The sequence below is a fragment of the Paucilactobacillus nenjiangensis genome, from assembly GCF_008632615.1.
GTDB classification, from domain to species: Bacteria; Bacillota; Bacilli; order Lactobacillales; family Lactobacillaceae; genus Paucilactobacillus; species Paucilactobacillus nenjiangensis.
Map to the genome: position 1 here is coordinate 1152498 of NZ_CP043939.1, position 14342 is coordinate 1166839.

Consider the following 14342-nt stretch of genomic DNA (forward strand, 5'->3'; position numbering starts at 1 on the left):
CTGATAATAAAACAAAGTACCTCATATTTTCAACTAATTTAAAATTAGTTGATGCAATGTTGTAAAAATATTTCTCAAATGCGGCGTGAAATGATAGAATTAATAGGACGAATTTTAAGGAGTATTTATATCATGCAAATTGCAATAATGATTATTATCGCGTACCTAATTGGTTCGATTCCTTCGGGAGTCTGGATTGGAAAAATCTTTTTCCATGTCGACATCCATCAAGAAGGTAGCGGTAATAGTGGTACGACAAACACTTTTCGTGTTTTTGGTAAAAAAGCCGGCATTGCTGTCTTATTAATCGATATTCTCAAGGGAACTTTGGCCGCTAGTCAACCCTATTTCATTGGAAGTGACATCAATCCACTTCTCATTGGGGTGTTTGCATCACTGGGACACACTTTTTCAATCTTTGATCATTTCAAAGGCGGCAAAGCAGTGGCGACCAGTGCCGGAATCTTGCTCGCTTACAACCCATTATTATTTTTAATGGCCAGTTCAATTTTTGTAATTACCTTGTGTCTATCAAGCATGGCCAGTGTGGCGAGTGTGTTAGGTATTACTATTACCGCCATTGTAGCAATTATCATGCAAGACTGGATTTTTGCAGCGATTGCTAGTTTCTTAGCGATTGTGGTCATTTTACGACACCGTGGTAATTTCAAACGAATTTTCAGTGGCACCGAGTCAATGGTCCCATTTGGCCTGGGCAACTACTTGCGACATAAAAAAGAACAATAATTTAACATCCGTAAAAGGACTGTGCACTCTCACCATATTGGTAGAGTCACAGTCCTTTATTGTTAGAACAATGAAATTGAATATCCATGTTCTGCGCTGGCTTCAGGTGCCAGTTTATTAATAGCCATTTTGTTTTCTAGTCGTTGATTGGAATCCACACTATCAGCAATTCCCCACCATGGTTCGATACAAACAAATGGTGATTGCGTTGGATATGGAGACCAAATACCAGTATAAGGGGCATTAGCGACGTTCACATTGATACCATGTTCAGAGTGCGCACCTTGAATTTTAAACTGCACTGGTTGATTCTCTAGGTCTAGAATTAACGCATCTTGATCAAATAACTCATGATCCAGAGTTAATGGTTGTTCAAAATTTAACGTCTTAGGGTGTTTGGCATCATTAAATGGACCGACTAATGGAATTTGTTGAAATTTTTGATTTGGTTCAACACTTACAGTGGTAGTCTCAAAAGTGTCTCCGGCTGCTAACGGAACATTAAATCCGGGGTGTGCACCTACTGAATACAGCATTTCAGACTCGCTGTCATTAGAAACCACAAAGTTAACTGTTAATTCATTGTCATCGGTTAGCTCATATGTAACCTTTAATTCAAAGTAAAATGGATACACGCTCAGTGTTTTACGACTACTTTTTAACTGAAAGACTGCATAAGTATCTTTATGTTCTAACACGTCAAATTGTGAATCTCGTGCAAAGCCGTGTTGCCCCATTTCAAATGGTTCATTTCGATAAGTGTATTTATTGTCTTTGAGCCGACCAACGATTGGAAATAAAACCGGTGAAGTTCGACCCCAAAATTTAGGATCAGCTTGCCACATGTACTCAATTTGCGTTTCGGGGCAAAAAATACTTTTTAATTGTGCCCCTTGTTCATCTATTTTAACCGTTAAATTACCATTATCCAGTGTAATCATTATTTGTTCTCCTTTTTCGCCCGTGGGAAATATTTTTGATAATCACTTTGTAAATGTTCAGTAGTAACGTGTGTATAAATTTGAGTGGTTGAGAGACTCGAATGTCCCAATAGTTCTTGTACTGTTCGCATGTCTGCCCCGTTATTTAACATGTGTGTGGCAAAGGTGTGCCGTAACATGTGGGGATGAATGTCGGCCGTAAGACTACTTTTCTTAATCACTTGGTTGAGCACGTATTCAACTCCCGTGGAAGTAATTGGCTCACCATGCTGGTTAATAAATACTATATCATGTTCGTGATGATATTTGGTCATCAATGGTGTGCGACATTCATCAAAATATTTCTTTAAGGCACGTTCGGCATAGCTACCAAACATCACATAACGTTCTTTGTCACCTTTACCACGAACTAAAATCATGTGTGTCGAAAAATCGATTTGATTTAAGGTTAATGACGTACATTCGCTCGCTCGCATACCAGTGCCATACAGGATTTCTAAGATTGCCTCATTGCGAAAATCTAACGGCTTCCCGGTGCCTTTAGCAGCCTCAAATAGAGCTGTCATCTCTTGCTCATAAAAGAACCGAGGTAAATGGTGTTGATGCTTTTTTAACACAATATTTTCAAATGGATTTTTAGTGGCCAAATCATTTCGAGTTAAGAAATTATAAAACGACCGTAGACTGGAAATTCTACGTGAGATGGTCGTTCGAGCGTAATGCTGGTCGTTTAAGTACGACAAATAAACTTGAACATCTAGCTTATCAATTTGATTCCAAGCTTTCATTCCACCATTCTCGTCAAGAAAATGGGTAAAGTCATTCATATCCTCTTGATAAGCGATAATCGTATCATCTGAATATTGTCGTTCAACTTTTAAGTATTGTAAAAATAACGCTTCTAAATTTTCGCTCATACAAAAAGCCCCCATAACTGCACGATAGCAGAGTATGAGGACAATTTCAAATATAATCTTATTTTTGAACGGCTTCTTCGTAATCGCCGTTTGGACAAAGAACTTGTTTGCCACCTTTGACCTTCTTTTCAACCAAGTAGTATCCATCTTTTGGACAATCTCGGCCGATTGGACGGTCCCATGAAACAAAATCACAGTCTGGATAACGTGAGCAACCAAAGAAAGTACGATTCTTCTTTGATTTACGTTCAACAATGGTTCCTTCATGACAAGTAGGACAAATGATTCCTGTGTCTTTGACGATTGCCTTGGTATTCCGACAATTTGGGAAGCGTGAACAGGCGAAGAACTTACCATACTTACCCATCTTAACGACCATCGGTGCACCACAGACATCACAGTCAAGACCGGCAAGTTCATCTTTAATCTCAATTTTTTCAACGGCTTCTTCAGCTTCAGAAACTTCTTTTGAGAAAGGTTGATAAAATTGGTCAATAACTTTAACCCATTTTTCTTTACCTAATTCGACTTCATCCAATTCACCTTCAACTTTAGCCGTGAATTTAACATCAACAATATCAGGGAATTGTTCAATAATAATTTTATTAACGATTTCACCTAATTCAGTTGGTTCAAATCGTTTCGACTCAAGTTTCACGTAATAACGTCGTTGGATTGTGTCCAAAGTTGGTGCATAAGTTGATGGACGACCCACTCCGTTTTCTTCCAAGGCCTTAATCAAGTTGGCTTCTGAATAACGTGCGGGTGGCTGTGTAAAGTGCTGACTTGGGTCAGTTTGAACCAAATCAACCATGTCACCTTCCGTTAAATCAGGCAAGATATTATCTTTTTCATTACCGTTATTATAAATCACCGTAAACCCTGGGAACTTAACTTTAGAACCATTGGCACGAAAATCGACATTACTTTGTGAAATCGTCACCGTCATAGTATCAGTAATTTGATCAGTAATTTGACTGGCGACAAAACGTGACCAAATCAAGTTATATAACTTGTATTGATCATTCGTCAAAAATTCCTTCATATCAGCTGGTGTTCTAAAGACAGACGTTGGACGGATAGCTTCATGGGCATCTTGTGCGCCTTCAGCTAATTTACCCTTAACTGGTTTGGTTGCTGCATATTCTTCCCCATATTTTTCATGGATGAAGGTTGATGCATCGTGTTTTGCGCCCGTTGAAATCCGTGTTGAATCGGTACGCATATAGGTGATTAGCCCCACGGAGCCACCCTTACCGATATTAATTCCTTCGTACAACTGTTGTGCTGCCATCATCGTTTTGCGAGTTCTGAAACTCAACTTACGGTTAGCATCTTGTTGCATCGTGGAAGTAGTAAATGGAGGTTGTGGATTGCGTTTACGTTCCTTCTTAACAACTTTGGTAATTTCAAAGTCACCTTTACGATCCAATTGACCTAAGATCTTTTGAACAGCCTCATTATTACCTAAATCTTGCTTCTTACCGTTGACACCATAAAATGAGGCATCAAACTTAGCGCGGCCTTTTTTGAATTTTGAATCAATCGTCCAATATTCTTCTGGCTCAAACGCTTTGATTTCATTTTCACGGTCGATGATTAGCTTCAAGGCAATCGATTGAACACGACCTGCACTTAATCCTTTTTTAACTTTCTTCCATAAAATAGGACTAATTGAATAACCCACAATTCGGTCAAGTACACGACGAGCTTGTTGTGCGTCTACCAAATCCATGTCAATTCCACGTGGTTCTTTGAATGCATCTTTAACAGCATCCTTGGTAATTTCATTGAAAGTGACACGATGGATTTCATCAGGTTCCAATTTGAGAATATTCGAAACGTGCCAAGCAATTGCTTCGCCTTCACGATCCGGATCAGATGCGAGATAAACAGCTTTAGCGTTCTTAGCATCCTTACGTAGCGACTTAATAATGTCTCCCTTACCACGAATCGAAATGTATTCCGGTTCGTAGTCATTCTCAAAATCAACGGCCATTCGACTCTTGGGTAAGTCACGAATATGTCCAATACTTGCGACGACTTTATAACTTCGTCCTAAATATTTTTCAATCGTTTTGGCTTTAGAAGGTGATTCGACAATCACAAGATTTTTCTTAGGCTTTGCACGTTTTTTTGTTGTTTTTTTAGTTTTAGTTGCGGTTTTTGTTGGCATTCACCATGCTCCTAACATACAGTTTTCTTCATTAATACGAGTATCAAACACAAAACATCATATTTCAGAAAAAAATTATTGTCAAATCAAAAACTCATTTAAAATGTCTTTTGCGGTCAAAATTGGCTTCGCACCTGCCGCAATTAGCTCGTTACAACCAGCTGATAATTGTTCGTCAATTCGGCCCGGGATTGCACACACGTTACGGTTTTCTTGTAATGCTAAGTTAGCCGTAATCAAGCTCCCACTTTTTATTTTTGCTTCAATCACTAATAAAGTTTCACTTAAGCCAGAAATTATCCGATTTCTTTCCGGAAAATGTGAACGATATGGTTGAGTTCCGAGTGGATATTCCGAAATAACTAAGCCATGAGTTTCCATTTGAGATTGCAATTCATGATGATTTCTGGGATAAACTTGGTCCAATCCAGTGCCAATCACGCCAATTGTGCTACCACCATACTTTAATGCGACTTGATGACTAATTCCATCGATGCCAGTCGCTAAGCCACTGACAATCGTGATCGAATTTTCAATCATAGTTGGCATCAGTTCTAATAATACTTTTTTGCCGTAATTTGTGCTCTGCCTTGCTCCAACTACTCCTAACATTTTTGTACTAAATAGTTCTTTCTTGCCGCGATAGAACAAAATAATGGGTGGACAATAAATTTCTTTCAGTTGGGCAGGATAGTCTTCATCCAAAATAGAAATGAATTTACATTCAAACCAATGACGTTTCACATTATCTGATAATTCTGGTAAATTCCAGTTAATCAAAATTTTCTCAGTTGTCGCCGCCGTTAAACCGGCCAACTGACAACATTCCAAAATATTCGTTTGATAATCATTGAACTGAAACGCGGTAAAGATTTTTTGCTCCGTCATCAAGCCAATGCCCTTACATAAATGTACTTTTAACAAAAATAATTTTTTTAACATAAAAAAGCCTCCTACATATTAAGTACGTATGCGAAGGCAAAATACATTATTTATATTCTGGAACCGGTGAAAATGACATCCGATGAATAGGCGTTATTCCGAGTTGTTTCAATCCAGCTAAGTGTTTAGCCGTGCCATAACCTTTATTATGCGCAAAGTCATAACCTGGATAAAATTTGTCATATGTATCCATCAAATGGTCACGATATTCTTTGGCAACAATACTGGCAGCGGCGACACTAATACTTTTTTGATCACCTTTAATCAGTGTTGTTTGAGGAATATTCAAATCTAGCGGAACGGCATCGACAATAATTTGTGTTGGTTGATGCTGAAGTCCTTGAATAGTTTCAATCATCGCTAATTGAGTAGCATGGTAAATATTGTGTTGATCAATGAAATCACGATCTTTGACGCAGATATTGACTTCAATGGCTTCCTCAATAATTTTCAAATACAAATGTTCTCGCTCATTCGCCGTCAGTAGTTTCGAGTCAGTTACACCGATTAAATCAAAACTTTCATCTAAAATAACTGCAGCAGTCACTACCGGTCCCGCTAAAGGGCCACGACCCACTTCATCCATGCCGGCAACATATTGATTCCCTGTCGACCAAAATGATTTTTCATACTTAAATCGTTTTTCGAATGCTTCCTTGGCGATAATTTGTTTTTGAATTCGTTTTTCAAACGCCACTAATGCACTTTGAACGCCCTTACGTGTATCAGTTCTGAGCTCTGCCACTAATGGATCATCTAAATGATTAAGTGACTTCAATTGTGTTTTAACTTCACTAATTGTCAGCGTCAATTTGATTAATTTCCTCTTTAATTTCAGCCGGAGTTTCTAGAGTGAATCGTCCTAATTTACCTTTACGTAAATCAAAAATAATTCGTTCACTAGCACGATCATAATCGTCTTTAAATCCGAGCTTGCTTGTAATCGTTAATAACACGTCAGCATCTGACACTGATTCATCAACATCTGAATCATTCAAGTGATAACGTTCTACTAATGCATCTGGATTAGTCTTCCGTAAATGCTCAATAGCATATAATCCAATGTCATCCTTGGCATAAAGTGTATCCTTGATTGCACCGGATAAGGCCATTTTTTTACCAATCAGTTGTGTCTGGAACTTAGGCCACAGCACTCCTGGGGTATCTAAGAGTTCCAGCTCATCGGTCGACCGTAACCATTGCTGACCAGTTGTGACCCCTGGCCGATTACCTGTACTAGCCACATTTTTTTGAACTAAATGATTGAGCAACGTCGATTTACCAACGTTAGGGACCCCAACACACATGGCGCGAATGGCTCTATCTTGCATACCTTTTTGCTTTTGAAGTGCTAATTTATCACGCAACACTTCCTGGCTTTTGCGGGTGACAATTTTAGCCACGTTGTGTTCGCGAGAATCTAAAGCTAGCACCGGTTGACCCTCTGCTTCAAAATACTTAATCCAATCTGCAATTACTTTCGGATCAGCCAAATCTAGTTTAGTCATGATTAACAAATGAGGCTTATCCCCCATCGCTTTTTTAACTTCTGGATTTTGCGATGAATATGGCACTCTGGCATCAATTAATTCAAACACAATATCAACCAACGGCATTTGTTCTCGAATTTGACGCAAGGCTTTTGCCATGTGTCCTGGGAACCATTGTATAACACGCATATTATTCTCCTAATTCATTTTCTCTAAATATAATTTCCACGCTTCATCAAAGATGGTCATTGATGGTAAATAGCGTGCATTGTCTTCCAGGTAATGTGACACTTCATCAAAATCCTGAGACTGTTTGGGAAACAAAGTATCAAAAAATGCATTATTGGCGAACTGTTCAACCTCATCTGCACCATCTGGATTGCGTTGTGTCATTAAAAACTGATAGAAACTTAGTCGCATTTGATTCTCCTATTGTTTGGGGATGGTTATCGTAAAAATAAATTCTTTATTAGGTAAATCTATCTTTTTAGCAGCATAATGCACCGACTGTTTTTTACTATATTTGTTTATATCCAATAAAACCGTCTTTTTACGCTGATTAATCGTTACCCACTCTGGTAATTTATTATGCTTATTAATGTACCCTAAAACGTACGTAACTGGCAAATTTAGGCGTCCAACAGACATACCCTTAGCTTTCAGCAAGACATTTCCATTTTTTTGACGAATTGGCACAAAATTAACCGCAAAGGCGACTTTGGCACCTAAAAACTTACTGCTACCCGAAACGGTGGCATATTTTTCACCAACAACAAAGTTATAATGTTGTTTGTCTTGCAGTCTTGTTAAATAGTTATCCGCCAACGCATTAACCTGAGTGGAATTCAATTTAACTTCAAAGGTCGTTTCGTTTGTCGCCAATGCACTAGATTCGTTCGCATTCTCTACTGGGGCGGTAACTTGATACATCACGAACACAATTAAAATGACAATTAGTGCCGTGACACAGCCAAATGCCCACTTCCACATATTGCGTTCACGTTTTTTTAAATTCTGATTCTTTCTCGAGTCTGCCATGGTGCTCCCATCTACTTATTCAACCAACTATTATTGGTTTTCATTACACTTAATAGTTTATCACTCATTTTTTCATATCCTAGATGATTTGGATGGAAATTGTCATCTGTCGAAATATATTTGTTCAGGTTTTTATCGCTTTCTGACATGATTTTTGAAGTTACTTTTTGCGTCAGTTTATTTTGGCTATTAGTCGCAGCGTCTTCCTTAGCAAGTTTAGCTTGTTCCGCCTTAGTTGTATACTGCCCGTGTGACATCAGGTTATCAACATCTACAAAGTATGCTGGTCCATATTTTGAAAGTGTCTCTTTGCTGGTGTCGTTCCACTCATGAACCGAATCCGTCAAAGAATCAACATGAGCAAAGTATACATAGAATGGATTATAAATACTAAATAGGAATATTGGAGCATCCGTATTATATTTACGTACTTGAGTTAATAACTGATTCAATTTTTTATCATAAGTCTTTGAGCCTGAATTCAAACTTGAAGTGATCTCAGAAGTTGAACTGGCAAATGCAACTTTTTGTAATAGCTGCAATAAATCGTTACCACCAACAGTCATCACGATGACGTCCGCGGACTTGAGGTTATTTTGAAATTTTGTACTTTTGTCCAACCGTGTCAGAATTTGATCTGACCGGTCTCCTGAAACGCCATAGTTACTGGTATGTACCTTAATATCATAAGTCGAAGCGAGTTTATCCTTGATAATGCCAACATAACCACCATTTTTAGACTGATCACCAACTCCTTGGGTCAAGGAATCACCTAACGCTACCAAATTAATGGAACTTTTCGTTTGTTTAGAATCAGCCTTAGTTTGCTGAGTTACCGGGGTATTCGAGTCATGTTTTGTGATTTGCATGTATGCAATTCCGCCAATTGCTAAAACCAAAATAACTAGAATTGATACAATCCAGCCACGCTTTTTCACTATTCTTCCCCCTTTTTTCTTCCTATTTCATAAATAATCAATAAAAGGCTGAACAAACCTAGGTTTGTGCCAGCCTCACAATCTTAACTTATTCAGTATAATACAACAAACAGTATGCTCCCATACCGGTATGTGTTGCAATAATTGGAACCGTTGTTCTTTCAACGATTTCAATATCAGGGAACAATTCTGACAACTTAGCTTTCATCTTATCGACTTCGGCTCCACCGCGAACATGAGAAATCCCAATACCTTTAATTTTCTTACCTGATGCCATTTGTTGATAAACATCATCTAAAAACTTATTGATTGGTTTCATGCCTCGTCCTTTCAGACGAATTTCAATTTGTCCCTTGGCAACTTCAAGCATTAACTTGATATTTAACAAGTTTGATAAGGCACCTGAAAAACGGCTAATCCGTCCACCAGCAACTAAATTATTTAAGTTCATGATGGCAAGATAGATTTTGCTGTTATCACGCACGTGTTCTAGTTTTGTGAGAATTTCAGGCACTTCAGCTCCCTTTTCAATTAATTCAGCAGCTTCAATAATTTGGAAGGCTAAACCACGGTCTGTTTCTTGACTGTCAATTACTGTCACTTTTGTTGAACTCATGGCAGCAGCTTGTTCAGCCGCATGTACAGTCCCACTGATTGATTCCATCATATTGACACAAAGCACTTCACTTCCATCTTGACCTAAACGATCAAAGACGTCCACGAATTTACCAATTGGAGGTTGTGAAGTTTTTGGTAACGATTTAGCAGCACTCATCATATCTGGAAATTCTTCTGCGGAAATTGTTTCACGCTCCACATAAATTGTTCCGTCAATCATTACAGATAAAGGTACAATCGTAATATCATATTTTTTTATTTCATCCTCAGTTAAACCGGCAGATGAGTCAGTGACGATTTTAATTTTAGACATGACTTGACCACTCTTTCTTACAAATGTATTATGTGTTATAGTTTATCTAGTATGATAAACCAGATAAGCTAGTTTGTGCAACTTTATTTGTAAATATTTATTCAACACCGTAAATTATAGCAGAATTCACAACTGATTTCATTTCAATTAACTATTTTCTGGAGGGAAAATTATGCAACCGACCAAAACAAAAAAAACAATCATCATTGAGGTGATAAATTCAGTCACTCACGGCATTGGCGCAGCTTTAGCCATTGCAGGTTTGGTATTGTTAGTCATTCGGGCAGCTCATACAGGTAGCCCAATGAGAATCGTAACCTTTTCAATCTACGGCAGTATCCTAGTTCTATTTTATCTATCGTCAACCCTATTTCATTCACTGGTCTTTACTCGTGCCTATCACTTGTTTCAAGTGTTCGATCATTCAATGATTTTTCTATTAATTGCGGGTACCTACACCCCTTATTGTCTGGTAACAATTGGTGGCTGGGCTGGTTGGACATTGTTTGGCATTATCTGGGCAATGGCGATTGCCGGTGTCGTTTATAAAAGTATTTGGTTAAATAAGGCCAGCGTAATTTCAACCGTCATCTACATCGTGATGGGTTGGATGTGTGTGTTTGCCTTCAAACCACTCTGGGACTCATTATCACCAGTTGGATTTTACTTGTTACTTGCTGGTGGTGTCTTATATACACTTGGTGCGTTAGTTTATTTGAAACCAAATGCGTATTCGCATTTAATCTGGCACTTCTTCGTACTTGGAGGGTCAGCAACCATGTACTTTTCAATCTTATTTTACGTTTAAAGTTTTTCCCAAGTTTCAAAGTCATAAGAGTACTTATTTTTTTCATCAGGTTCAAAAGATTCACTCTGAATTAATCGCCATTGATTATAATCGATGGCGATTATTTTTGTATCGCCATTAAAATGGTCCTTAATGACAGTTCGATATAAGCGATTAACTAGCGGTAACGTCTCCGCAAATATTTTGGCGCCACCAATAATCACAATTTCTCCATCGACATCTTCAAGTTTGTCCGCCAACTCTTCAATACTGCGAACAATTTCAATACCTGCTTGTTTTTCTAAAGAATGAGAAACTACGATATTACGGCGATTTGGCAATGGCTTGCCCAGTGATAAGTAGGTGTTTGTTCCCATGACAATCGTTTTTTCGACCGTTAAGGCTTTAAAATGCTTTAAATCTGCTGGTAAATGCCATGGCATCGTATTATTTTTTCCAATGTAACCATCCAAATCTTCCGCCCAAATAAAACTAATCATATTGAACCTCCATTATTTTAAAAAAAATAGCCACAAATTGATTGTCGACTACCTTATTGTTGTTTTGTTAAACTGCAACCGGAGCTTTGATAGCTGGTTCAGGATTGTATCCTTCTAACTTAATATCATCAATATCAAGTTGGTCTAAAGGACCAATTTCATCCGGTAAAATCAATGTTGGTGCATTTTTAGGAGTTCTAGCTAATTGTGTTTCGATTTGATCAATATGGTTGTTATAAATATGGGCATCACCTAATGTATGAACGAATTCGCCCACTTCAATTCCACATTGTTTAGCAATCAAATGCGTTAATAATGCGTAGCTAGCAATATTAAATGGCACACCAAGGAAGATATCACCACTACGTTGATATAATTGACAACTCAATTTTCCATCAGCAACATAAAATTGAAACATCGTGTGACATGGTGGTAGCGCAACAGTTGGTACATCCTCTGGATTCCAAGCTGTCACAATCATCCGGCGAGAATCTGGAGTATTTTTGATTTGATCAACCACATTTTGAATCTGATCAATAGAATCGCCATTACTCTTCTTCCAATCACGCCATTGGCTACCATAGACCAGTCCTAAATCTCCATATTTTTGTGAGAATTGATCATCTTCTAAAATACGATTACAAAATTGCTTTTTTTGATCTAAATAAACTGCCTTAAACTCTGCATCTTCTTCAGCACGCAAACCAAAATCAGTCATGTCAGGACCATCGTATTCATCACTATTAACCCACTTTTCAAAGGCCCATTCGTCCCAAATGTGATTTTTATGTTCTAACAAGAAACGAATGTTAGTGTCGCCACGCAAAAACCAAAGTAATTCACTTTTGATTAATCCAAAGGGAACTTTCTTCGTCGTTAACAATGGAAAACCTTGTGATAAATCAAAACGCATTTGGTATCCAAATAATGAATGGGTTCCGGTACCAGTACGGTCAGTCTTCTTGTTGCCATGATCTAAAACGTCTTTTGCTAATTGCAGATATTGTTCTTCACCAGTTGTCGTGGTCATCAAAGTTTCCCCCTATTACCTTACTCGGCATATTCACTTAAGTATTCCCAACGAGCCATCTTTTCATCAGCTAGTTTCGAAACTTTAGTTAATTCTTCTTGATATTCTGATAGTTTCGAATAGTCAGCACCATTTTCTTCCATCAGTCGTTTCAAGTCAGTTTGCTTTTCATCAAGTTCTTCAATTTCAGTTTCAATTGTTTCCCATTCTTTTTGTTCAGAATAGGTCAACTTTTTCTTCTTTTCAGTTGGCTTTTCTTCAGATTGAGAAGTTGCTGGCTTCACTTTTTCTGGAGCAGCGACAGTCTCATTTTGTTTGGCCAAGTAATCAGTATACAAACCATTATAGCTATCAATTTGACCTTGTCCACTAAAGACCATCAGCCGGTCAGCTACTTTATCTAAGAAATAACGATCATGGGAAACAGTGATGACTGTCCCTGCAAAAGTATCTAAATAATCTTCCAAAATCGTTAACGTTCCAATGTCTAAATCATTGGTTGGTTCGTCAAGAAGCAACACATTGGGTTGTGACATTAAAATCTTTAGTAAAAACAAACGTCGCTTTTCTCCACCGGAGAGTTTCCGAATTAATGTACCGTGCATAAATCTTGGAAATAGGAATCTTTCCAATAATTGTGTGGAACTCACGGAATCCCCGTTTGAATCAGTTACGGTTTCTGCCACATCACTCAAGTAACTGAGCATTCGTTTATCACCATCAATTGGTTCAGTTTGTTGCGTGTAATAACCCAACTTGACGGTCTCACCAATTTTAACCACCCCTGAATCAAGCGGCAATTTACCAGCTAATACGTTAAGCAGGCTTGATTTACCAGTACCGTTTTCTCCGGTAATTCCAATTCGGTCGCCGGCTTGAACCAAAAGATTAAAGTCGTCTAAAATTTTATGGTTGCCAAGGGTCAGACCGCCATTGGTGATTTCAATGACATCTTTACCCAATCGTTGTTGTCCCAAATCAATGGCGATATTTTCATCAGTTTGCACGTTACCAATTGAATCTTGTAACTCATTAAAATGATTGATACGACCCTTTTGCTTAGTTGAACGAGCTTTCGCACCAGTGCGCATCCACGCCAATTCTTTTTGATACAACTGGGTCTGCTTATGTTCTTGTTCGGCTTCACGAGCAACCCGCTCTGCTTTTTGAGCCACAAAACTTTGATAGTTACCAGAATATTTGTAAAGTGCCCCAAATGAAAGTTCCCAAATTTGATTAGCAACTTCATCCAAAAAATAACGATCATGTGTGACGATAATAACTGCTCCACGATACGATTTCAAATATGACTGTAGCCAAACAATCGATTCTAAATCTAAGTGGTTGGTCGGTTCGTCCAATAATAACAAGTCAGGTGCTTCAATCAAAATTTGTGCAAAGCCAACCCGCTTTTTTTGACCACCAGATAAAGTTGAAATTTTTTGATTTAAGTTCGTAATCTTGAGTTGCGTTAAAATCGTTTTTACTTCGCTCTCAGCCGTCCAAGCATCTTGAGCATCCATTTGAGCCTGAGCACGTGTAAAACGATCGACAGCACCCTCATCTTCAGGATTTTGGCTATATTCCTCCAAAGCTGCTTCATACAGACGGATTGTTGCAAAAACTTTTTGAGCACCAGAAAAAATGGCATCTAAAATAGTTAAACTCTCATCAAGTTCTGGTTGTTGCTTTAAATAACCGATTGAATAATCATTCGGAGTCGTAATTTGACCAGCTTCAGCACCCACTTGGCCACTGATAACGTTCAATAATGACGTTTTACCTGATCCATTTGTTCCAATGAGTCCAATTCGATCATTTTCATTGATTAAAAATGATATTTTTTCAAATAATGTTTTCTCACCATACGTACTGGTTAAATCATCTGCTCTAAAAGTCTGCATG

Annotated in this window: 15 protein-coding genes; 2 read left to right on the top strand and 13 right to left on the bottom strand. The window is 38.1% G+C overall.

Annotation, left to right across the window (positions count from 1 at the left end; all coding sequences use genetic code 11):
- Positions 1-132: 132 nt before the first annotated feature.
- Positions 133-747, top strand: coding sequence for a glycerol-3-phosphate 1-O-acyltransferase PlsY (plsY, locus tag F0161_RS05875; protein WP_150203996.1), 615 nt, complete (start codon positions 133-135; stop codon positions 745-747).
- A 62-nt stretch (positions 748-809) separates the two neighbouring features.
- Here the strand turns inward: plsY and F0161_RS05880 are convergent, their stop codons facing one another.
- The 10 genes from F0161_RS05880 to F0161_RS05925 form a co-directional block, all read right to left on the bottom strand.
- Positions 810-1688, bottom strand: coding sequence for an aldose 1-epimerase family protein (locus F0161_RS05880; protein WP_150203997.1), 879 nt, complete (start codon positions 1686-1688; stop codon positions 810-812).
- Positions 1688-2605 carry a tyrosine recombinase XerC gene (xerC, locus tag F0161_RS05885; protein ID WP_150203998.1) on the bottom strand — a complete coding sequence of 306 codons (918 nt, stop codon included), beginning with the start codon at positions 2603-2605 and terminating at the stop codon, positions 1688-1690. The genes F0161_RS05880 and xerC overlap by 1 nt, the downstream gene beginning before the upstream one ends.
- A 58-nt stretch (positions 2606-2663) precedes the next feature.
- Positions 2664-4781 (bottom strand): type I DNA topoisomerase, encoded by a 2118-nt coding sequence (gene topA, locus F0161_RS05890; protein ID WP_150203999.1) that lies wholly within the window; start codon positions 4779-4781, stop codon positions 2664-2666.
- 81 nt (positions 4782-4862) lie between these two features.
- On the bottom strand, positions 4863-5723 hold the full coding sequence (gene dprA / locus F0161_RS05895; protein ID WP_150204000.1) for a DNA-processing protein DprA: 861 nt from the start codon (positions 5721-5723) through the stop codon (positions 4863-4865).
- A gap of 46 nt (positions 5724-5769) precedes the next feature.
- Positions 5770-6534, bottom strand: a complete 765-nt coding sequence (locus tag F0161_RS05900; RefSeq protein WP_404825378.1) for a ribonuclease HII — start codon at positions 6532-6534, stop codon at positions 5770-5772.
- On the bottom strand, positions 6518-7402 hold the full coding sequence (ylqF, locus tag F0161_RS05905; protein ID WP_150204002.1) for a ribosome biogenesis GTPase YlqF: 885 nt from the start codon (positions 7400-7402) through the stop codon (positions 6518-6520). Before ylqF ends, F0161_RS05900 begins: the two co-directional genes overlap by 17 nt.
- Positions 7403-7411: 9 nt before the next feature.
- Positions 7412-7633 (bottom strand): YozE family protein, encoded by a 222-nt coding sequence (locus tag F0161_RS05910; RefSeq protein WP_137601326.1) that lies wholly within the window; start codon positions 7631-7633, stop codon positions 7412-7414.
- Positions 7634-7642: 9 nt separating this feature from the next.
- Positions 7643-8251, bottom strand: a complete 609-nt coding sequence (locus F0161_RS05915) for a YpmS family protein (RefSeq protein ID WP_150204003.1) — start codon at positions 8249-8251, stop codon at positions 7643-7645.
- 11 nt (positions 8252-8262) lie between these two features.
- Positions 8263-9189 carry an SGNH/GDSL hydrolase family protein gene (locus tag F0161_RS05920; RefSeq protein WP_225423075.1) on the bottom strand — a complete coding sequence of 309 codons (927 nt, stop codon included), beginning with the start codon at positions 9187-9189 and terminating at the stop codon, positions 8263-8265.
- An 88-nt stretch (positions 9190-9277) separates the two neighbouring features.
- Positions 9278-10120, bottom strand: a complete 843-nt coding sequence (locus F0161_RS05925; RefSeq protein WP_150204004.1) for a DegV family protein — start codon at positions 10118-10120, stop codon at positions 9278-9280.
- Between the two features lie 172 nt (positions 10121-10292).
- Here F0161_RS05925 and trhA point away from each other — a divergent pair, with 172 nt between their 5' ends.
- On the top strand, positions 10293-10928 hold the full coding sequence (gene trhA / locus F0161_RS05930; protein WP_137601323.1) for a PAQR family membrane homeostasis protein TrhA: 636 nt from the start codon (positions 10293-10295) through the stop codon (positions 10926-10928).
- Here trhA and F0161_RS05935 read toward each other — a convergent pair.
- The 3 genes from F0161_RS05935 to F0161_RS05945 all read right to left on the bottom strand — a co-directional run bounded on the left by F0161_RS05935 (position 10925) and on the right by F0161_RS05945 (position 14341).
- A complete protein-coding gene (locus tag F0161_RS05935) occupies positions 10925-11407 on the bottom strand; it encodes a dihydrofolate reductase (protein ID WP_137601322.1) in 483 nt (160 codons plus the stop codon). The genes trhA and F0161_RS05935 overlap by 4 nt on opposite strands.
- Before the next feature lie 67 nt (positions 11408-11474).
- Positions 11475-12437 (bottom strand): thymidylate synthase, encoded by a 963-nt coding sequence (locus tag F0161_RS05940; protein ID WP_137601321.1) that lies wholly within the window; start codon positions 12435-12437, stop codon positions 11475-11477.
- Between the two features lie 20 nt (positions 12438-12457).
- Positions 12458-14341 carry an ABC-F family ATP-binding cassette domain-containing protein gene (locus F0161_RS05945; RefSeq protein WP_150204005.1) on the bottom strand — a complete coding sequence of 628 codons (1884 nt, stop codon included), beginning with the start codon at positions 14339-14341 and terminating at the stop codon, positions 12458-12460.
- Between the last annotated feature and the right edge of the window lies 1 nt (position 14342).